The following is a 21,792-nucleotide window of genomic DNA, read 5'->3' on the forward strand; positions in this document are numbered from 1 at the left end:
GCTAATTGTGCCTGTCCCAAGAACTGACCTCCGGTATGTTACTTGGGACATAGACAAAAAGTAGTATTCTCATTGAACATACTTCATAACTTGACGGTATTGCCCAGTGAGAAAACCACCGCTTTGGCACAGTGCACAAGCAACGATGGGAATCGTTGGTTGGATAGGCGTTGCTGCTCTATTAAACCCTATCATTATTGAGAGGACCGGTAGCGGGACTCTTCTTGGTCAAGTCATGGCACTCATTGGTGGCGCTGGAATATTAGCGCCATTGATCGGCACCATCAGTGACCGCTATTCTTGTCATAGTGTGCTACAAAAATTCGGCGTGCTTATTAACCTCATCGCGTTAATTGTGTTGTACTTTGCTGAGACGGCAGCGATTACGTACTGGTTAGTCGGTGCGCTGATAGGTATTGGCTGTGTGTCGTTATTAGTACTCAATCCAACGTTTGTCCTTGCATCGAGCAAAGATCAAAATGAAGAAAGTAAAGGACTGGCGAGTTTATTTCAGTTTCAGTTTCTCGGGGTGGTTTTGGCTGGTGTGCTTATTGCTGTTGCGGGGTATTTTGAAGTATCGAGTAGTAACCAGTTATTTATACTAATGGCGCTGCTTGTGTTGGTGCTCGTTGCGTTGTTTGTCTCCCCGCCACCTAAAATCCACGCTCCTAAAAATGAAGCTAGCCATGACTCCAATGATACCGCTCCTTTGATAGCAAAGAGAGGTAGCCTATTTGTCATGCTGCTGTTTTTGCTGGCGGTATTTTTCTCGATGTTTCTTTCGTCGAATCTTATGGAGTTAGGCCCATTACTCATCAGTGAAGTTTATGATGTTGAAGTAGGTAACTCAGCACTTGGCATGGCGATGTCAGCAATTATTAGTATTTTTTTGTTGGAGTCTGCGGGGCGTTGGATGCAAAAGGTAGGGCCATTCAAAATTTGGTATATTGCTCAAGCCGCTTATTTAGTCATCGGCTCTGTCTTTTGGTATACCGCGGGTAAATCGGTTCCTGCTGCTCTACCTTTAACATTATTAATCTTGTTAATGCAGACGATGTCATGGAACGATATGGTGGTGCCAGCTATAGCCGGTCGTCTTGGCACTAGCTCTCCTGCATTAACACAAGGCTTACTCATGTTTGCTATGGCTGGCGGGTTTGGTGTTGGAACCATGGTGGCAGGGTTGTCGATTGATTACTATGGTTATGCTTCAGTGTTTACTGTATCGCTGGCTGGTATTCTTATGTCGATTTTTTGTATTGGCCTGCTAAAGCTGACAAGCTTGAAAAAGGGTAGGATAGAGGCCTCGTTAGGTTTAAATAACGCTTAATTCTTCGAATACTTTAATGTCGGTTATCGTTGCAGCCATGCTCACTCCCAATAGCACCCTAATATCATGATGAGAAGGGGCTATTGGTTGAGGCTGCATCGATGACAGATTAGCCTCTGCAGTCGTATGTTTTAGGGTTTAGTTGCGAATTATCATCTGCTCACGCTCAGGACCAACAGATACCATACGAACGGGTACACCCATCAGTTCTTCAATACGAGTGACATAGTCTTGAGCACCTTTAGGTAAGCTCTCGAAAGTACGGCAGCCTGTAATGTCTTGTTCCCAACCCTGCATATTTTCATAGACAGGTTTAAGCGCAGCAGTTTGCGGCCAAATAGGGTTCTCCGTATGTTCACCGTCATACGCGACACAAATTTTCAAATCTTTTAGACCAGTCAAGCAGTCGATTTTAGTTAATGCAATTTCCGTTGCAGCTTGCAGTTCAACGCCATTTTTGGTGGCGACAGCGTCAAAGAATCCCATGTCGCGAGGGCGACCAGTGGTGGCACCGTATTCATTCGCGCTTTCGCGGAAGTTGTCTTGTTCTTCCATCGCGGTAACGAGCGTCCCCGTTCCAACTGAAGAGCTAAAGGCTTTGGCTACAGCAATGACACGCTCTGGTCGTAGTGCCGGTAATCCGCTACCAATACCTGCGTATGCTGCTGTGACGTTTGACGAAGTTGTCCAAGGATATTCTCCATAAACTAAATCGCGGCCAGCCCCTAATTGAGCTTCAAAAAGCAAGTTTGCGTCTTTTGCTTGCAGTGCCTTTAGTGGCTCTGTTACGTTGCAGATAAATGGACGCCAAGATTGAGTCACTTCTAACAACCATTCTGTGATTTCTTTTGCGCTTTGAGAGTAGTCACAGTTAGGGTAAAGCGCTTTAAGTTGAGGCATTTTCCAGTCGAGCATAAATTGAAGGCGCTGCTCAAGGACTTCTGGTTGCTTCAACCAACCAACAAGAATACCTTTTTTCATGACTCGGTCACCATAGGCTGGCGCAATACCTTGTCGAGTTGAGCCGTAAGCGGCATCACCTAAGCGTTGTTCCTCTAGCGTATCTTCAAGCGCGTGCAGAGGAAGACAAAGTGTTGCACGGTCTGAAATGCACAAATTAACGTTCACACCTGCCGATTCTACTTCGGCGATTTCTTCGCTAAGAGCGGCTGGGCTAATCACCATGCCAGGGCCGAGTACAGCGGTACAATTAGGATTAAAAATGCCGCTTGGAAGTTGGTGCAATTTGAAAGTACCAAAATCATTGACGACGGTATGACCTGCATTGTTACCGCCTTGAAAGCGAATACTTGCAGACGCATCTGCTGCCAAAAAGTCAACGATACGACCTTTACCTTCATCACCCCAGTTAGCACCCACAACAACAATAGACGACATAATACTTCTCCTAATTGATTAGGAAATTAGATTACCGCTGTGGAGTAAATAAGGAAAATTAATTATAATTATTAACTTAATAAGAAAACCATATCGCGATATTCTATTTTTCTCTACGTGACTACTTATCGGAGGTAACGATGTTAGATATTCACTGGCTGAAAACCTTTGTCATTTTGGCTGAGCATAAACACTTCGGTAAGGCCGCCAATGCACTGCATATGACTCAGCCAAATGTGAGCTTGCATCTCAAACAACTAGAGCAAACAACGGGCGTAAAGCTCATCGATCGTAGCCCGTTTCACTTAACCCAGGCTGGAGAGCGACTGTTAGAAAGTAGCCAAAAGACGCTACAAGAGTTGCAAGTTTGCCAAGCCGATCTTAATGCTCTTAATGATCTAAACAAAGGCACGATTACTATTGCAGCGAGCGATATTATTTCGCGGATGTTGCTGATTAATGCGTTTAAACTGTTTAAAAATGCCTACCCAGGAATGGATATAGTTCTATTAAATACCACGTCTTCTCAGGCGTCTGAGCGAGTAAAAAATGCAGAGGCGGACTTAGGATTTGTTATCTCTCAAAAGCAAACTCAGCCGCTACATTTTGTTGAATTACAGCAAGTTAAATGGGTAGCGTTCGGTAATGACTTTGAAAGATACATAAATGAACAAAGAGAGCTTACGCTTATTCTTCTCGGGCATGATACACGAACGCGAGATCTGATTGATGAAGCGCTGCCAAAATTAAACTTATCAAACTATCGAGTGATGGAAGTGGGTAGTGTTGACGCGCAAATAGATTGGGCTGAAGCGGGCTTTGGTGTTGCGATAGTGCCTGAATTTGCGCTGTCTACGAAGCGTAATGTCAACACAACAGTAACTCCGTTGCCGGCGTTTCCAACAACGAACCTTGGCTATATTGTTAGGCAGAATCAAATTTTGTCTAAAGCGACGAAACAGCTTTTAGAGTGGGTTGGCTTTGATAGGTGAATTTGAGTATAGAGCGTGTCAATCTCACTATGCCTGATTAATAAAACCTGTCGATAGGGTTCGCTATTTATATCAAAATTGATAATAATCTAAGTTAATCTTAAGCGATTGTTTTGCTATCGTAAATCGGCTCTATCTTGGCATTCAATCGTTCGCTGTGACACTTTCTGCCAAATAAAGCTCTCATGACTACAAGACAGTTTATCGCGCACTATGTGCGTATGAATCGCAAATCGTACCTACTTGCGATTATTTTTATTTTTCTCGTCAATTGGCTTCAAGTCGAAATCCCACGCTATATTCAGTTGGCTATCGATCTGATTGATGATGCCTCCAATGTTGGTCATCAGCAGCTGCAATATTATGTTGGTATCGTAGTTGGAATGTCAGTCGCCATGGTGGTGGTTCGCATTCTGTCGCGAATGTATGCGCTTAATCCCGGACGGATCACGGAAGCGGCATTAAAAAATACCCTGTTAGAAAAATTGAACCGACTACCGAACAGTTATCACGAAAAGTTTGCCTCTGGAAGGTTGATATCGATTATGAATAACGATGTCATGGGCATTCGGCTGCTATTCGGTATTGGCTTTCTCCAGTTCTTCAACACCATGTTCGCGTTGTCGCTTACCCCCTTATATATGTGGCGAATTTCACCAGAATTAACCCTCTATTCTGTTATCCCTATCTCTATAGCATTTGTGATTTTTCGTGTTGGATTTACTCGTATGAAAGCACTTCATACAGAACACATGCACCGCCTTCAAAACCTGTCGGCGCAGCTAATGAGCTACCTTTCAGGCATTGATTTAATCAAAAGCCAGCGAATGTCTTCTTGGGTGACGGCAGAAACGGAAAAACTCAACCAACAACTGTTGCGATGTCGCATGCGAATTACGCGTATTCAAGTGTTTTTCATGCCAGTTTTGGATTACGCCAATGATGTGATGAAAATTCTTATTCTGGGTCTTGGTGGTTATATGTTGATGAATCAGGAACTGACTCTAGGTGAGATTACGGCATTTTTGACCTATTCCGTATTACTGGCCATGCCTTTAATGCAGTTAGGGCGCATAGCGACGATTTATCAACGCGGCGTGGTAGGGATTCAAAGTGCTCAAACCATTCTTAATGCTGATATTCCTGATACAGATAAAATGGCGCTTTCGCTTGATGGTGTTGAGCAGTTGAAAGGGCAAACGTTCTCTGTTCGTAACCTCAGCTTCCAATACCAAAAACAGAGTCGTCTCATTCTTGATGACATCAGTTTTGATATTCCTGCTGGTAAAAAGGTCGGTGTACTGGGAGGGATTGGCGCTGGAAAAACGACATTAGTTAATTGTCTCAATCATCATCTTGATATACCGAACAATAGTGTGTTTCTTGGTGGCAAAGATATCACAAGCATTTCTCGATATGACCTGCGACGTTATATCAAAACGGTCACGCAAGACCCTTATCTATTTTCAGCAACGGTTGAGGAGAATATTCGATTTGGTAGTCCACATAGTGACGTAGCTAAAGAGCAGGTCGATGAAGTGCTTGCCTTAAGCCAATTAGCCTCGGATGTAGCGCGATTTGAAAACGGCGACCAAACCTTAGTCGGTGAAAAAGGCGTTATGTTGTCCGGAGGGCAGAAGCAACGGTTAAGTATTGCACGTGCGCTGCTAAAGCCTGCCGATCTCATCATTATGGACAACGTCCTTTCCGCAGTCGATTACGACACCGAGCGCAAAATATTGGATGCTCTTTTTCAGAGATTGAAACATCAGTCTGTTTTGGTGGTTTCTCATCGTGTAAACGCGTTGGAGTATATGGATGAAGTCATCGTTCTTAATGAGGGAAAGATCATCGCCAAAGGTGATCATAAAACCTTATTAAAAACCTGTCCGTATTACTACGAAACATGGCAATTGCAGCAGAATGAAACGGAGGTTACCGCATGTTAAAAGGCGTTGACGTAAAGTACCTTAAGCACTTTTTAAAGTTTGCAAAAAGCTATAAAAAATCCGCGTTCATTGGCATTGCTATGTTGCCACTTTCGGTTATTACTAGTCTGTTGTTTCCTTGGCTTATCATTCAAATTATCGATGTTCAATTTAGCCAAAATGACCTAAGTGGACTATTGCAGTACGTGGTTTACCTAGTTCTAGTGCTCATTGCCAGCTACGTGGTGGATACCACTTACGCCTATAATTTGCGTAAAACAGGGCAGCATACAATCACGGACATGCGGTCGGTGTTATTTGCTCGAGTCCTTAAACTACCACGCAGCTATTTTGATACAGTCCCCGCAGGTGTCACGCTGTCTCGCCTTACCAGTGATTTAGAAACGATAGGCGAGACTTTTGTTCAGTCTGTTGTTGGATTGGTTAAAGACTCCATTAACACCATCGCTTTGCTCGTAATGATGCTGTTCATTGATTGGAAATTGACCCTGATTGTTTTAGTCGTCATGCCGCCTGTGATGTATTTGACTGTGCGGGTTCGAAACAAATTGCGGGCGATGCATAAAATCACTCGTTCAGCGTTGGCAAGAGGCATTGGTTTCTTGCAAGAAGTACTTCTTGGTATGGATACCGTTCAGATGTATCGAGCGGAAACGTACGTAGAACGTAAATATCATGGGCACATCGATGAATTCTTAGTGGCACAAAAGAAAATCAATAAATACGATGCGATTTTGTTTTCCTTCATTTCAGGTATCACCTCAATCACCATTGCATTGATGATTTGGTATGGTTCTGAACAAGTGTTGCAGGGAACCCTCACGCTTGGTGTGTTGATTGCGTTTATTAATACTCTAGAGAAGGTATTTGTCCCTATTCGTGATTTCACGTCGCAAATCGCCTCTATACAAAGCTCGTTTGCGGCGTTTGACCATATTGAGGAGCTTTTCACTGAGCCAACAGAAGATGAGGGACGAGATCTTCTTGCCAGCCATCAGGTAGAAGAATCGCTGAAAAACTTTGAGAGTTTAGAATTTAACAATGTGAGTTTTCGGTACAAACCTGATTCGCCATACGTACTGAAAAATGTATCGTTTGTGTTACAGAAAGGGCACCAAATCGCCTTGGTAGGATCAACGGGATCGGGTAAGTCAACCATCATGCGTTTGATATCAAAAACCTACCAAGATTATGAAGGCAGTATCTTGTTGAATGGGATTGAGTTATCGATGCTTTCTAGTGACGATACTGCGCATCTCTTTTCAATGATGATGCAGGATGTTCATCTGTTTACCGAAAGTGTTCACTTTAATATTGCCTTAGGTAAAGCTGGTATATCACGTGAACAAGTAGAGCAGGCAGCGCAATATGTTTATGCGGACAAGTTCATTGCACAGTTACCAAAGCGTTATGATTTTTTGCTTGATAAAAATGGCTCAAACCTTTCAGTGGGGCAAACGCAGTTAATCTCGTTTGCTCGTGCTATTGCCCAAGGTGGACAAGTGATGATGCTTGATGAAGCAACGAGTTCGGTTGATTCTATTACAGAAGATCTTATTCAAAAGGCAATGACACGCTTATTCGAAGAAAAAACGGTAATTGCCATTGCTCACCGCTTAAGTACGGTTAGGCATTCGGATAAGATTTTAGTGTTAGAGCAGGGGATGGTGGTCGAGCAGGGGAATCACCAGCAACTGGTTGCCATGAATGGTATCTATGCCGGGCTATTGAGCGAATCGATTGTCGCGCCGCATTTGACAGAATAATGATGCGTGTCTAACTGAATGATTAAGCGTATTTAACGGAATAGTCATGCCAACGAGTGACGCTGACGTGGTTGTGGGCTTTGGGTTTTTAATTAATATAAGTGTTAATTATCTGTAACTGACCTGTCATAAATACAGGGCATGATAGCGGCCAGAATATCAATATGGCCATTTGAATGGCCTTTTCTTCAATAGAAAGGAAGTCACTGTGAAGCTATTTAACCAAAACCATGACCAGCGTCCGTTAGATTGTGAACCTGAATTCAATAAATTTGTTGATGCGGCAATGTCTCGTCGACGTTTTTTAAAGGCAACGGGAGCCGCTGGCACGGTTGGTTTTTTTGCAGCCAGTCCCGTGAGCCAAGCTATCGCAAGTACCAAACCAAGCCAGTCAGCACTATTGGGTTTTGACGCGATCGCAATTTCTACCGCGGATACGATAGAGGTGCCAGAGGGCTACCAAGCGGATGTATTGATTTCATGGGGTGATGCTATTAAGAAGGGGGCGCCAGCCTTTAGTCAGTCGAATGACTCAAAAGCGCAAGAAATGCAATTTGGTGACAACAACGACGGCATGACTTTTTTTCTGATTTCAGATGAGCGCGCGGTGCTTGCTGTGAACAACGAGTACACCAATAACGAGTACTTGTATCAACATCAAGGCAAGAACATTTCTGCAGACGATGTACGCAAAGGGCAAGCTGCTCACGGCGTATCCATCGTCGAGCTCAAGAAGAATAATGGTCAGTGGCAAGTCAACAGCGAGGGACGTTTAAATCGCCGAGTGACAGCCTTTACTGAAATGGAAATGACGGGTGTTGCCGCTGGACACGATCTATTAAAAACCAATGCAGATAAGTCAGGTAAGGCAATACTCGGTACTTTTAACAACTGTGCGAACGGGCAAACACCGTGGGGTACGTACCTTACGTGTGAAGAGAACTTTAACGGCTATTTTGCAGATACATCCGATAATCCATTGTCAGAAAGTAATCAGCGTTACGGCCTTGGTAAGAAAGACCGAGGCTACGACTGGTACAAGTACGATACTCGCTTTGATATGGCACAAGAACCTAATGAGCCTCATCGCCATGGTTGGGTGGTTGAAATAGATCCAATGAACCCTAACTCAACGCCTAAGAAGCGCAGTGCACTTGGCCGTTTTAAGCACGAAAATGCCGCGCTTACGGTTAATGATAATGGACACGTTGTGGTTTATCTTGGCGATGATGAGCGTGGTGAACACCTTTATAAATTTGTTTCTAAGAATAAGTATGTAGCGGGTGCGGATTCCAATCGAGATCTACTCGAAGAGGGGACATTATACGTTGCAAAATTTGAAGGTACAGAAGGCGAGCTCAATGGTAAAGGTCAGTGGTTAGAGCTGACTTGGGGTAAAAACGGACTCACGCCTGAGAATGGATTTCCTGATGCCGCATCAGTGATGATTTTTGCGCGCATGGCAGCAACGCAAGTAGGCGCAACAACGATGGACCGCCCAGAGTGGGTCGCGGTTCACCCAAGTAATAAATCGGTCTTCTGTACGTTGACGAACAACAAGCATCGTGGTGTCAAAGAGTCGCAACCGATTAATGCGGTGAATCCACGTGAGAAAAACCCATATGGGCATATTGTCCGTTGGAACCCGATGAATGGCGACCATGCATCAGAGCGTTTTGAGTGGGATATTTATGTCTTGGCAGGCAATCCAGAAGTCCATCAATCGGGGTTAATGGCGGGTAGCAGTAATATAAACAAAGACAATATGTTTAACAGCCCCGACGGTATTGGTTTTGACATGGCAGGGCGATTGTGGATTCAGACCGATGGTAAATACTCCAACAAAGGTGATTTTGCTGGCATGGGGAATAACCAGATGCTTTGTAGTGACCCACAAACGGGTGAGATTCGCCGATTCTTAACCGGGCCAATCGCATGTGAAATTACCGGACTGACTTTTTCACCCGATCATAAAACCATGTTTGTGGGCGTTCAACACCCTGGCGAAGATTTAGCCGCTTCCCATTTCCCCGATGGCGGGGATTCTGTGCCTCGTTCATCGGTCATGATGATTACGCGTAAAGACGGTGGTGTCATTGGTGCTTAAGGGCTGACTAAATGACGCCGAAAACATGGCGTAGCTAAAAGAGAGACACTTCGGTGTCTCTTTTTAATGAGAAAAAATGTAGCCTCTACATGCCAAATGTCGATAGATCCAGCAAAAGGTCAGGGAGGCTCATTGCCTATATCTTCGAGTCCTAAGGATATCGTTAGTGTCGGTTAAACGATAATTACGGGTAAAGTGATCTTCGTTGCGGACATGTGTGTAGTGGTGAACCCATATTGGTGGGCGAACGTTGAGCGGGGCTATTTGGGTGGGGGAGACGTTGGATTAGTGACGGTTAGAATAGCATTAGCTATTTGGTCTATAGGTAATTCACGTGAAACGGCGCCTAGTTTTTTTGCTTCACGTGGCATGCCATAGACGATGCTACTTTTTTCATCTTGCGCGAAGGTTTTTGCGCCGGTTTCCTTCATTTTCAATAGACCTGCTGCACCATCTTTTCCCATGCCTGTCAGGATAACACCGACGCTTAACGCCTTTACGTTTTCTGCAATTGATGCAAATAGCACATCAATAGATGGCTTATGCAGATTTACAGGGGAACCGTCACTTAAAATGGTGTAATACACACCAGCGCGCTTTTGGACCAGAAGATGTTTATTGCCGGGAGCAATATACGCATGACCAGACCGGATTACTTGGTCGTGTTGCGCTTCTTGAACCTTTATGGAGCATAAACCTTGCAGGCGAGCAGCAAATGAACGAGTAAACCCCGCAGGCATATGCTGGGCAATCACGATACCGGGACAGTTGGGGGGAAGCCCTTTTAAGATCTCTGTAATGGCTTCTGTCCCTCCGGTTGATGCGCCGATAGCAATCAGGTGGTTAGTTACATCGCCAATAGGTGGTTTACTGTTTACATGATTGGCGTTTGATGTGGTGTTGGGGGGGGGCATTAATGTGGTGTTTACTTTCGTGGTATTAACCGCTGGAGGTGAGGATACCAACTCGCAACGTTCAAATTGCGCGGCGGCTTGTTTGATCTGTTTGATAACCGACAGTGTAAATGAATCTAAGTTGGTTTTCTGTGACTGTTGCTTGCTGGGTTTGGCAATACAGGACATGGCACCAAGTTTTAGTGCTTGTTGTGCAATCAAAGGTTGGCTGTCAATGAGTTTTGAAATAATCACAACGGGCATTGGCCGTAGTGTCATTATTTTGTCTAAAAACGCTAGACCACTCATGCCGTCAAGTTCAATAGCAAGGGTAATGACATCGGGGTCTATACGTTTTATTAGGGCTCTTGCTTGTTTTGCATCATGGGCGATTGCCGCAACCGTCATATTGGCTTGGCTACTAATGATTTTATTGAGAACTTCACAGGTTTCATGACAAGAGTCGGTGATTATTATTTTTAAAGGCATATTCACACTCGCTTATAAGTCGTTTGCCGTAGCAATATAAACTGACTCTGGTGACCAGAAAAACTTTCCGAGTGACCAAGAAACAACAAAGCGCCTTTTGGAAGATAATGAGCAAACTTATCTAATAGAGAGCGTTGAGTCTTTCTATCAAAATAAATCATCACATTGCGGCAAAAAATTGCGTCAAAGTTCTTCTTCATTGGCCATTCGCCATCCATTAAATTTAAACGCTTAAAGTGTACGAGCGCTTTAATCTCAGGCTTAATCTCATAGATATTGTTGTGCTTATGGGCGATAAAAAATTGATGCTTTTGCCCCTCTGTAACGCGCTCGAGCTGGTCTTGCGTGTAATAGCCTTTCCTGGCAATTGACAGTACGTGGGTATTGAGATCGGTGGCCAATATTTTCACAGGCGGCTGGCTTGTCCCAAATGCTTCAACCATAGCCATTGCAATACTGTAAGCTTCTTCACCAGTTGAACAGGCCGAGCACCAAACTCTCACTGGATCAGTAACGTTTGAATGCGCAAAGTATTCGTGAACATGAGCCTTTAACAATTCAAAGTGATAGTGTTCCCTAAAGAAATAAGTCAAATTAGTGGTAAGAGCGTTTACGAAATACTCCCATTCTATATGGCTCTCATCATCCAAAAGCTGAATATACTTGGCGAAATTCACGAGTCTATTCGCTCTTACACGGGAAATTAAGCGATTATATACAAGGTTCTTTTTATTTTTATGTAGTGAAATACCCACTCGGCTATACGCTAAGGAGGCAATAGCGTTAAAGTCTGCTTCGGTATAGTCAAACTGAGTGTTTATTAACATTAAAACTCAGACCAATCGTTGTCATCATCATGGTTGTGAGCACCAGAAGTTACGTAACTATGCTGGTTGCCAAGGTGCAACTCATTTGCTCCATTTTGAAGGGAAATTTGTTTTTCACCAGTATCAAACGCAGCAACGTAAATCGCCAGATTAGCGACTTGTTCTTCAAGTGAGCTAGCGGCTGCGGAGCCTTCTTCAACCAAGGCTGAGTTCTGTTGTGTGACATCATCAACCTCCAATATCGCTCTGGTCACTTGATCAATCCCAACACTCTGTTCAACAGAGGCTTGGGTAATCTCCTCGATTAATTGTGCGACCTCTTGAATTGACATGACCACGCCGGAGATTGAGTCTCCCGCTTGAGTGGCCAGCTTTGAACCTATCTCAATTTTTCGTACAGAGGAGTTGATCAGACTTTCTACTTCTTTTGCTGCGGCAGCGGAACGTTGCGCTAGGTTACGAACTTCGGTTGCAACAACGGCGAAGCCACGACCTTGTTCCCCAGCGCGTGCGGCCTCGACGGCTGCATTCAGAGCTAGAATATTCGTTTGAAAAGCAATACTGTCAATAACCGAAATAATGTTCATTACCTCTTGTGAACTGGTATGGATATCAGCCATATTCTCTACGACTTGCGTTACGACCTCTCCACCTTTGAGAGCATTAACCGATGTTTCTTTTGCTAAGCGGTTTGCTTGTTTGGAGTGCTCGGAATTTTGTTTTACGGTGATCGTGAGCTCCTCCATACTGGATGAGGTGACCTCAAGACTGCGCGCTTGCTTTTCGGTTCTCTGTGCTAAATCTATATTACCAATGGCTATTTCTTTGGTCGCCGTATTGATGGTGTCCGCTGAGACTTTTATATGCAGGAGCATCTCTTTTAGCTTGGTGACCGTTAAATTAGAACTGGTTTTTAGCTCGCCAAATGCGCCTGAATAATCCGCAGTGATCTGTGAGGTAAGATCGCCTTTTGCTAAAGAGGAGAGGACGGTAACGATATCAGTCAAGCTAACTTCACTGATTTCTAACAGGCGGTTCATATTGCTACAAAGCATGGTGAAGAAGGTATTCTTTCCATCCAAAGCCATACGTTGCGAAAAGTCGCCTTTTACAGCGGATTGAATCACGTGTTCAATCTCTCTCTCTACCGCAATTTCTGATGTACGGTCAGCCCATTCGGTGACATAGCCAATTTGTCGCCCAGCTTCATCGATGACTGGGTTGCTAACGATTCTAAATATGCGACCGTTAATATCGATCTCTTGAGTTTCTTCAATGTTTATCGCTTGGTTGGTTAATTGATGGGCGTTGATGGATTGAGTTTGCTGATTTATCGTAACCAACTTAAGCTCGTTGATGTTAATGCCTAGTAATGCATTGGCATCAAAACCAGGAGAGAAGGCTTCGAGCTCTTCTTCGGCTTGTTTGAACATATCGATGATCGATGGATTGACGTAGATGATGGTATTTTCACTGTCTACAATCATCATGTTCGTGCTTACGTTATCAAGGGCAATTTTGATACGAGTCACTGCGACGGCTTGTTGGCGAAGGCTTTCCATACTATACGCCAACTGTACTTTCATGATTTTTAACGATTGGAGTACGTGACCAATTTCGTCGTCTTTTTCAACGTTGATTTCAAATAAGTAGTCTTGCTTTACAAGCCGCATAAAGTAACGTCGAATGTCGTTTAATCGAGTGTTGATATCACGGCTGAAAATAAAGGCGAAAATGAGGTACGCACAAATAAACAATAGGGTTATAACCGATGCTAGGGCGACTTCAAACCAAAATACTTGCTTACTTTGTTCATAAATTTCAGAAGATTGTAGCCGGTTTTCTAGGATTAGATCATTCATGGACTTCTCATAAGTCGCAATTTCTATTATCGAAGCTTGGATGAGCGAACGGAAATCGGCATAGCTGCGGTTACTTTCTTCGCTAGACGTTAAGGATGAGTATATGTCTGCTAGAGATGTGGTGGCTAATAAATCACTCTGATCGGCGATGATTTGATATCTTTCAATCTTATCGTTATGTTCTAAATCAAATTTATCAAGAAGAGTGGAGGTAGTTTGCTCTAGCGTAAAAGCGTTTTCTTTAAGTGTTTGACTGACAAGCAGGTTATGCTCGAAGTCATTAGTTAGAAGTAAGGATTGTAAGAGCAGCCTGTTTTCTTTCCATAATTCGTTGATTGTACGTAAACGGCTATATGATTCAATGTGACTGAGATAAAGGTTCTCGACCGCTTCTTTTTCGGTGTATGAACTGTGTATGCCAATACCAAGTACTGTAAGAAGAGAGATAGTGGCGACTAATACTAATCCGAATAAACGTTGCTTAATCGTGAGCGATTTAAGTAGATGAGATCTTTGCTTCTTAACGACTTTTCCCCGTTTTATAATGAAATTACCCTGTTCTCCTTCTTTAAATTGTGAATATTGTATTTTCGCTTTTTCAAGATCGACCTTATTGGGTTTTGAGCGAACCGACATGAAGCCCTGCTGAACACCATCTTGGTAATAGGGGGTGACGTCAGATTTGACCCAGTAATATCCGCCGTCTTTTTGTCGATTTTTGATAATCCCGGACCAACAATTACCAGAACTGATTTCTTGCCAGAAGTCTTTGAATAACTCTTTTGGCATATCAGGATGGCGGACGATATTATGTGGACTTCCTAACAGTTCCTCTCGTGAATATCCACTGACACGAACAAAATTATCATCGGCAAAGGTAATGTTGCCCGACATATCAGTGGTTGAAACGAGTATTTCATTTTCTTGAATGAGGTATTCTCTATCTTCATTATTCATGAGTATGGCCTTTCTGAATGTCATGAGCTTGCGAAACGTCATTTTCAATCTGATTAAATAGAGCCATATCTTGGCTGCTCATCAACTTTTGAATGTGAATGAGAATGAGCATGAGCTCGTTTTGAGAGGCGAGACCTTTAATGTACTTAGTGTCTAGTGCACTGGCAAAGTCTGGTGGGGGTTGAACATCGACAGTGTTGAGTAATAACACGTCAGCGACACTGTCCACGACGATACCTACAATTCGGTGGTCAATATTTAAGATAATAACAACGGTCATGTCATGATAGGTAATATCAGACAAGTGAAATTTAATGCGCATATCTACAATCGGTATAACCACACCACGCAAATTCATCACTCCCTTAATAAAAGGAGGCATATTCGCGATAGCGGTGACTTGACCATAGGTTCTGATCTCTTGCACCGTTAGGATATCAATGCCGTAGTATTCTTCACCTAGCCAGAAAGTCAGGTACTCTTTGGCTACTGTTTTTATGTCGCTGTCAGAGTTGCTCTTGATACTTGATGTCATTGGTATGTTCCGTGTCTATTGTGCCAGTCTGTTAGCTATTACCAGTCCGTTGGCTATTACCTGTCCATTGACTATTGCCTATCGTTTTTAACCATGGTCTATCGTGCTTAATCATGGTCTATAGTGCTTCCAAAACTGTATATCGACCGTTTAAATGTAGGTTTTGATAACAGTCTAGGAAATTGTTAGGCAAGTTCTTGTTAGAGTGACGAAATCACTTCAACAGAAGTCACGCCTAGAAAATAATTAACGCTGTCTGACTAAATCCGCGACGTCTAAAATGAGTGAAACACGTCCATCACCCATAATGGTGGCACCGGAAATACAGGGAATCTTACGAAAGTTATTTTCAAGATTTTTAAGCACCACTTGCTGTTGCCCGATTAAGCTGTCTACAAACAATGCAATCATTTTGTTGCCGTGCTCTAGCAGTACGACTATGCCTTCATGCAGTTTTGTCACGTCCGTATCGAGATTGAAAAACTTATGTAGTCGAAGGATAGGGACGTATTCGTCATGAACCCTGATCATGGTTTCGCCGCTGTTGAGCTTTTTAAGATCATCGATATTGGGTTGGATTGACTCCACGATATAGGTGAGAGGAATGATATAGACATGATCTCCCACACAGATAGACATCCCTTCTAATATGGCCAGAGTCAGGGGGAGCTGAATGGACATTTTTGTTCCAACTCCCAGTGTTGAGCTAATCTCCACGGTGCCACCCATACTGGAGATATTGCGCTTCACCACATCCATACCTACACCGCGACCAGATACCGTAGTTACTTGCTCGGCGGTTGAGAAACCGGCAGAAAAAATCAGTTGAAAAATGTCTTGAACATTCATGTTTTGAGGCAAGTTCATGCCATTTTTTTGAGCTTTTTCGACGATTTTCTGCGGATCGATGCCTAAGCCATCATCTTCAACATGTACAATGACGTCGCCTCCACGGTAAACAGCAGAAAGCTTAATTGTGCCTTGTTCCGGTTTATTCGCTTTGGCTCTTTCTTTGGGGGACTCGATACCGTGATCGATACTATTTCGTATTAAATGGGTGAGAGGATCCACCAGCTTTTCCAGTAAACCCTTATCCAGTTGGGTTTGCTCACCTTCTATAACCAGTTTTATATCTTTATTTAGCGAATTCGATAAGTCGCGCACGATGCGGGGAAAGCGACCGAAAACGGTACCTATTGGCATCATTCGTACAGACATGACAGAAGCTTGCAGATCACGGGTATTGCTTTCTAGTTGGTTAAGTCTTGCGGCGAGTAATTCGTTAGCATCTAAACCTAGATCAAAGGTCAGTTTTTGCAGCATTGATTGTGTGATGATGAGTTCGCCGACCTGGTTGATGAGCTGATCCACTTTTTTAGTGCTGACTCGAATCGATGAGGCTTCGTGCTGTTTGTTTCGAAGTCGAGTGTTGGAAGTCCTCTTTCGTTGGGGGGAGGCAATAGGCAGTGTAGTGGTAGGTTGAGCGCTTTGTAACGAATATTGTTGTGGGTGGCTGCTCTGTGAATTGTTGCTCAATGGGTCGCAATTTACGTCCTGTTTATTGTGGTGCCATCGCTTAATTAGGTCGTCAACAAGGTTGGCTTTGATGGGCTTAACCAGATAATCATCCATTCCGGTCTGTAAGCACTTTTGTTTTTCTTCTTCACCGACCATGGCCGTCATCGCAATAATAGTAATATTTTGGTGCACATCACCAGCGAGTCCTTCTCGTATGGCTTGGGTCGCTTGGTAACCATCCATTATGGGCATTTGACAATCAAGCAAAATGAATTGATAAGGCTCACTAAGTGCAGTGTTCAATTTATCTAGTGCTTGTTGTCCGTTTTCAGCGATATCTACCAAGGGATAGCCAAGCTTTTTCAACGTAAAACTTGCGACTTTTTGAATCACTTTACTGTCTTCAACTAATAGGATTTTTAGCGATGACTTTTCAGAATCCGAAAGAGGACATAGAACCGACGCAGAAGGCGCTTTCAAATCCTCGGTTGAGCTAGGTGAGCTTTTATCGCCACGAATCGAGGGCGTATGACGCGAACTTAGTTTGTCTAATGCCTCACAAACTTGTTTGACTCGTTCTTTTGGAACGTCATCTTCATCGTCAAATTGATGGGATATTTTTAATGAATCTAAAATGTCCCCAGCCTGCAAAAAGACATCAATCATTGCTCGTTGTAATGAAATTTGACCGGTACGAAGCTGATCTAAGCGATTCTCAAGGATATGAGTGACGTGGGAAATATCATCAAACCCAAAAATTCCAGCGCCGCCTTTAATGGAGTGTACCGCGCGAAAAATGGCGTCTAATGCATCTGATGACATCATTTCACTACTACCACTATCACCCTCATTCATTTCTAACAACAGCGACTCCATCTCTTCAAGATGTTCTGTCATCTCTTCAAAAAAGATTTTCTCAAACTGTTGAGTCGATTCGGACATAGTGTCCCTCTAGCGATTAGCTGAATGATAATTAACGTTCACTATCAATGAATATTGATAAAAACGTGAGTAGAGTCTGTTAGCAAGCAGTATGGTAAGGAATGGTTGGTTTTCAAATATTTCCGAAGATTGCAGGTTGATATGGTAAGGGCAACCTACAGCGAAAATGATGAGTCTTGGCATCCTTACAGACTTTTGGTTCATCTAGCTGAACCCATGTTTTGATCTCAGGTTTAATTTTATATCCGTTGTGTCGTGTACATGGACGATAAAGAACGGATGTATATGCTCTTTTGTAACACGCACAAGTTCGCTTTCGCACCATCAGATCAAGTGATGATTACCATCAAAACTCTGACCAATCGTTGTCATTATGATGGTTGTGTCCGCTTATCGTTGCGTACGTATTTTTCTCGCTAAGATGTGATAAATTTGCTCCGTTATGGGTGGAGAGTTGTTGTTCACCAGTATCAAATGTGGCAATGTAAATCGCAAGATTCGCGACTTGATCTTCTAGTGAGCTAGCGGCTGCAGAACCTTCTTCAACTAAGGCTGAATTTTGTTGGGTGACATCATCGACATCCAAAATAGCTCGGGTCACTTGATCAATTCCTACACTCTGTTCAACAGAGGCTTGAGTGATTTCTTCGATTAATTGTGCGACTTCTTGAATTGACATGACCACGCCGGATATTGAATCACCTGCTTGGCTGGCCAGTTTTGAACCTGTTTCAATTTTGCGCACAGAGGATTTGATCAGACTTTCCACTTCTTTTGCCGCGGCAGCTGATCGCTGGGCTAAGTTACGAACTTCGGTTGCGACAACAGCAAAACCTCGCCCTTGTTCACCTGCACGTGCGGCTTCGACTGCGGCATTTAGAGCTAGAATATTCGTCTGGAAGGCAATACTGTCGATCACCGAAATAATGTTCATAACTTCTTGTGAGCTGGTATGAATGTCAGCCATGTTCTCGACCACTTGCTTCACGACTTCTCCACCTTTGAGAGCATTCAACGATGTTTCTTTCGCTAGGCGATTCGCTTGTTTGGAGTGTTCAGAATTTTGTTTAACAGTGATGGTAAGCTCTTCCATACTGGATGAGGTGACCTCAAGGCTCCGTGCTTGTTTTTCTGTTCTTTGGGCTAAATCTATATTTCCAATCGCGATTTCTTTAGTGGCGGTATTGATGGTGTCGGCTGAAATTTTGATATGCAAAATCATTTCTTTCAGCTTAGTGACCGTTAAATTGGAACTTGTTTTTAGCTCGCCAAATGCGCCTGAATAATCGGCGGTAATTTGCGAAGTAAGATCGCCTTTTGCTAAAGAAGAGAGGACAGTAACGATATCGGTTAAGCTAACTTCACTGGTATCTAATAGGCGGTTCATATTGCTGCAAAGCATCGTGAAAAAGGCATTTTTTCCGTCCAAGGTCATGCGTTGAGAAAAGTCACCTTCAACTGCCGACTGAATGACATGCTCAATCTCTTTTTCAACGCCTATTTCGGCTGTTCGATCTACCCATTCAGTAACATAGCCAATTTGCTTCCCTGTTTCATCGATAACTGGGTTACTAACTATTTTAAATATTCGGCCATTAATATCGATCTCTTGAGTTTGAACAACCTCAGCAGTTTGCGGGGAATTAAGGTCATTTTGCTGGTTGATTATCACTAGGTTAAGTTCGTTGATATCAACGCCTAATAGATCGTTTGCATCAAAATTAGGTGAGTAGGCTGTGAGTTCTTTTTCGGCTTGTTGGAACATATCGATGATCGATGGGTTAACATAGATGATGGTGTTATCGCTGTCTACAATCATCATGTTAGTGCTTACGTTATCAAGAGCAATCTTGATACGCATTGCCTCTTTGGCTTTTTGACGAACGCTGCCTATTTCGGTTGTTCGATCCGCCCACTCAGTAACATAGCCAATTTTCTTTCCTGTTTCATCGATAACAGGGTTACTGACGATACTAAATATCCGACCATTAATATCGATCTCTTGAGTTTGATCTACCTCAGCAATTTGCTGATTGATAGTCACTAATTTAAGGTCGTTGATGTTAACGCCTAATAGTTCATTTGCGTCGAAATCGGGTGAGTAAGCGGTTAATGCTTCTTCGGCTTGTTTGAACATATCGATGATTGATGGATTAACGTAAATAATGGTGTTGTTGTTGTCTACAATCATCATATTAGTGCTTACGTGATCAAGCGCGATTTTGATACGCGTTGCCGCTATTGCTTTTTGACGAACGCTTTCCATATTATAGGCGAGCTGTACTTTCATGATTTTTAGTGATTGTAAGACTTGTCCTATTTCGTCATTTTTTTCAACGTTAATTTCAAATAAGTAGTCCTGTTTAACAAGACGTGTAAAGTAACGTCGGATGTTACTCAATCGAGAATTTATATCGCGGTTGAAGATAAAGGCGAAGATTAGATATGCGCAAATGAAAAATAGCGTGATAACCGATGAGAGCGCCACTTCAAACCAAAATACATGTTTACTTTGATCATAAATTTCTTTGGATTGTTGTCGATTTTCTTGAATGAGACCAGCAATAGATTGTTCGTAAGTCGCAATTTCTGATATAGACGCCGAGATGAGCGCACGGAAATTGGAATTATTGCGGGTACTTTCGTCACTAGAAGATAAAGTTGAAGAAATGTCTAATAATGATGTCTTTGCCAACTGCTCACTTTGTTTAGCAATAAGTTGGTACTTATCAATTTTAGACATATGCTCTAAATCAAATTTCTCAATAAGTAACGCGGTGAGTTGCTCAAGCGTTAAAGCGTTTTCTTTAAGTTTTTGACTGACGTTAAGGTTTTGTTCGAAGTTGTCAGCCACGAGTAGGGGTTGCAGCATTAGTCGGTTTTCTGCCCACAATTTATCGATGGCAAGCAAACGGCTATACGATTCAACATGGTTGTTGTAAAGGTGCTCGACGGCTTCCTTTTCAGTATATGAACTATGGATACCAATACCGAGCACGGTGAACAGAGACACAGTTGCAACCAATACGAGTCCAAATAGACGCTGTTTGATAGAAAGCGCTTTAAGTGGGTGATCTTTTTGTTTTTTGACTACTTTTCCGCGTCTTATGACGAGATTACCTTGCTCTCCCTCTTTGAATTGTGAATATTGTGCTTTTATTTTTTCAACACAGGCTTTGTTGGGCATAGAGCGTACAGACATAAAGCCGAGTTGAACGCCATCTTTGTATAGGGGAGTGACATCGGATTGTACCCAATAATATCCGCCGTTCTTTTGTCGGTTCTTAATAATACCTGACCAACAGTTACCCGAACTGATTTCTCGCCAAAAGTCTTCGAATAACTCTTTTGGCATATCTGGGTGACGGACGATATTATGTGGGCTTCCCAGTAATTCATCTAGTGGGTATTCACTGACCCGAATAAAATTATCGTCAGCAAAGGTAATTTTTCCCGACATGTCTGTGGTCGATACGAGTATTTCATTTTCTTGAACGAGGTATTCTCTATCTTGATTATTCATGAGCATGGCCTTTCTGAATGTCATGATCTTGTGAAACGTCACTTTCAATTTGACTAAATAGCGCCATATCTTGGCTAGTCATGAGTTTCTCTATATGAATCAATATGAGCATTAATTCATTTTGAGAGGTAAGACCCTTAATGTATTTTGTGTCTAAAGCGCTGGCAAAATCTGGTGGGGGTTGAACATCGACGGTGTCGAGTAATAGCACGTCAGCGACACTGTCCACGACGATACCGACAATGCGTTCATCAATATTTAAGATAATAACAACGGTCATGTCATGGTATGTAATATCAGACAAATTGAACTTAATACGCATATCTACAATGGGTATAACCACACCACGCAAATTCATTATGCCCTTAATATAAGTAGGCATATTCGCGATGGCGGTGACTTGACCATAGGTTCTGATCTCTTGCACCGTTAGGATATCAATGCCGTAGTATTCTTCGCCTAGCCAGAAAGTTAGGTACTCTTTGGTTACCGTTTTTATACTGTTGTCTGAACTGTTCTTGATACTCGATGTCATGATAAGTTCCGTGTTTACTGTCCTTTATAGGTAGTAATCAATGGCAAATGATGTCGACAAAATCCGTATTTTTATAGTTGTAAACTTAGGTATTAATGAATACTGATAAAAACGTGAGTAGAGTCTGTTAGCAAGCAGTATGGTAAGGAATGCTTGGCTTTCAAATATT

Annotated in this window: 13 protein-coding genes; 5 read left to right on the forward strand and 8 right to left on the reverse strand. The window is 42.8% G+C overall.

What is annotated here, in order from left to right:
• Window positions 1–106 precede the first annotated feature (106 nt).
• Complete coding sequence (locus tag L4D05_RS19590) at window positions 107–1,330, forward strand: MFS transporter (RefSeq protein WP_428795010.1); 1,224 nt, start codon at window positions 107–109, stop codon at window positions 1,328–1,330.
• 138 nt (window positions 1,331–1,468) lie between these two features.
• Here the strand turns inward: L4D05_RS19590 and L4D05_RS19595 are convergent, their stop codons facing one another.
• Window positions 1,469–2,728: an adenylosuccinate synthase gene (locus L4D05_RS19595; RefSeq protein ID WP_428795011.1), complete on the reverse strand. Its 1,260-nt coding sequence runs from the start codon at window positions 2,726–2,728 to the stop codon at window positions 1,469–1,471.
• A 140-nt stretch (window positions 2,729–2,868) separates the two neighbouring features.
• On the opposite strand from L4D05_RS19595, the gene L4D05_RS19600 reads away from it, so the two are divergent.
• From L4D05_RS19600 to L4D05_RS19615, 4 genes are all read left to right on the forward strand, one after another.
• Complete coding sequence (locus tag L4D05_RS19600; RefSeq protein ID WP_428795012.1) at window positions 2,869–3,720, forward strand: LysR family transcriptional regulator; 852 nt, start codon at window positions 2,869–2,871, stop codon at window positions 3,718–3,720.
• A 185-nt stretch (window positions 3,721–3,905) separates the two neighbouring features.
• Window positions 3,906–5,669 carry an ABC transporter ATP-binding protein gene (locus L4D05_RS19605; RefSeq protein ID WP_428795013.1) on the forward strand — a complete coding sequence of 588 codons (1,764 nt, stop codon included), beginning with the start codon at window positions 3,906–3,908 and terminating at the stop codon, window positions 5,667–5,669.
• On the forward strand, window positions 5,663–7,435 hold the full coding sequence (locus L4D05_RS19610) for an ABC transporter ATP-binding protein (RefSeq protein ID WP_428795014.1): 1,773 nt from the start codon (window positions 5,663–5,665) through the stop codon (window positions 7,433–7,435). The genes L4D05_RS19605 and L4D05_RS19610 overlap by 7 nt, the downstream gene beginning before the upstream one ends.
• A 286-nt stretch (window positions 7,436–7,721) precedes the next feature.
• Complete coding sequence (locus L4D05_RS19615; RefSeq protein ID WP_428795059.1) at window positions 7,722–9,542, forward strand: PhoX family protein; 1,821 nt, start codon at window positions 7,722–7,724, stop codon at window positions 9,540–9,542.
• 260 nt (window positions 9,543–9,802) lie between these two features.
• Here the strand turns inward: L4D05_RS19615 and L4D05_RS19620 are convergent, their stop codons facing one another.
• From L4D05_RS19620 to L4D05_RS19650, 7 genes are all read right to left on the reverse strand, one after another.
• Window positions 9,803–10,924, reverse strand: coding sequence for a protein-glutamate methylesterase/protein-glutamine glutaminase (locus tag L4D05_RS19620; protein WP_428795015.1), 1,122 nt, complete (start codon window positions 10,922–10,924; stop codon window positions 9,803–9,805).
• A gap of 2 nt (window positions 10,925–10,926) precedes the next feature.
• Entirely contained in the window at window positions 10,927–11,751 is an 825-nt protein-coding gene (locus L4D05_RS19625; protein WP_428795016.1) for a CheR family methyltransferase, read from the reverse strand.
• The gene (locus L4D05_RS19630) at window positions 11,751–14,570 is read right to left on the reverse strand and encodes a methyl-accepting chemotaxis protein (RefSeq protein ID WP_428795017.1); all 2,820 of its coding nucleotides are present in this window, start codon (window positions 14,568–14,570) and stop codon (window positions 11,751–11,753) included. The genes L4D05_RS19625 and L4D05_RS19630 overlap by 1 nt, the downstream gene beginning before the upstream one ends.
• Entirely contained in the window at window positions 14,563–15,105 is a 543-nt protein-coding gene (locus L4D05_RS19635; protein ID WP_428795018.1) for a chemotaxis protein CheW, read from the reverse strand. Before L4D05_RS19635 ends, L4D05_RS19630 begins: the two co-directional genes overlap by 8 nt.
• A gap of 246 nt (window positions 15,106–15,351) precedes the next feature.
• Window positions 15,352–17,565, reverse strand: coding sequence for a chemotaxis protein CheW (locus tag L4D05_RS19640; protein ID WP_428795019.1), 2,214 nt, complete (start codon window positions 17,563–17,565; stop codon window positions 15,352–15,354).
• A gap of 346 nt (window positions 17,566–17,911) precedes the next feature.
• Window positions 17,912–21,088: a methyl-accepting chemotaxis protein gene (locus L4D05_RS19645; protein WP_428795020.1), complete on the reverse strand. Its 3,177-nt coding sequence runs from the start codon at window positions 21,086–21,088 to the stop codon at window positions 17,912–17,914.
• Entirely contained in the window at window positions 21,081–21,623 is a 543-nt protein-coding gene (locus tag L4D05_RS19650) for a chemotaxis protein CheW (protein ID WP_428795021.1), read from the reverse strand. Before L4D05_RS19650 ends, L4D05_RS19645 begins: the two co-directional genes overlap by 8 nt.
• Between the last annotated feature and the right edge of the window lie 169 nt (window positions 21,624–21,792).

Source organism: Vibrio nomapromontoriensis (assembly GCF_050337205.1).
Taxonomy (GTDB): domain Bacteria; phylum Pseudomonadota; class Gammaproteobacteria; order Enterobacterales; family Vibrionaceae; genus Vibrio; species Vibrio nomapromontoriensis.

Coding starts and splice junctions, on each gene's coding strand:
- L4D05_RS19615 (WP_428795059.1), top strand. CDS start 7,722: ATGTCTCGTCGACGTTTTTTAAAGGCAACGGGAGCCGCTGGCACGGTT.
- L4D05_RS19640 (WP_428795019.1), bottom strand. CDS start 17,565: ATGTCCGAATCGACTCAACAGTTTGAGAAAATCTTTTTTGAAGAGATG.
- L4D05_RS19605 (WP_428795013.1), top strand. CDS start 3,906: ATGACTACAAGACAGTTTATCGCGCACTATGTGCGTATGAATCGCAAA.
- L4D05_RS19595 (WP_428795011.1), bottom strand. CDS start 2,728: ATGTCGTCTATTGTTGTTGTGGGTGCTAACTGGGGTGATGAAGGTAAA.
- L4D05_RS19625 (WP_428795016.1), bottom strand. CDS start 11,751: ATGTTAATAAACACTCAGTTTGACTATACCGAAGCAGACTTTAACGCT.
- L4D05_RS19635 (WP_428795018.1), bottom strand. CDS start 15,105: ATGACATCAAGTATCAAGAGCAACTCTGACAGCGACATAAAAACAGTA.
- L4D05_RS19630 (WP_428795017.1), bottom strand. CDS start 14,570: ATGAATAATGAAGATAGAGAATACCTCATTCAAGAAAATGAAATACTC.
- L4D05_RS19610 (WP_428795014.1), top strand. CDS start 5,663: ATGTTAAAAGGCGTTGACGTAAAGTACCTTAAGCACTTTTTAAAGTTT.
- L4D05_RS19645 (WP_428795020.1), bottom strand. CDS start 21,088: ATGAATAATCAAGATAGAGAATACCTCGTTCAAGAAAATGAAATACTC.
- L4D05_RS19600 (WP_428795012.1), top strand. CDS start 2,869: ATGTTAGATATTCACTGGCTGAAAACCTTTGTCATTTTGGCTGAGCAT.
- L4D05_RS19620 (WP_428795015.1), bottom strand. CDS start 10,924: ATGCCTTTAAAAATAATAATCACCGACTCTTGTCATGAAACCTGTGAA.
- L4D05_RS19650 (WP_428795021.1), bottom strand. CDS start 21,623: ATGACATCGAGTATCAAGAACAGTTCAGACAACAGTATAAAAACGGTA.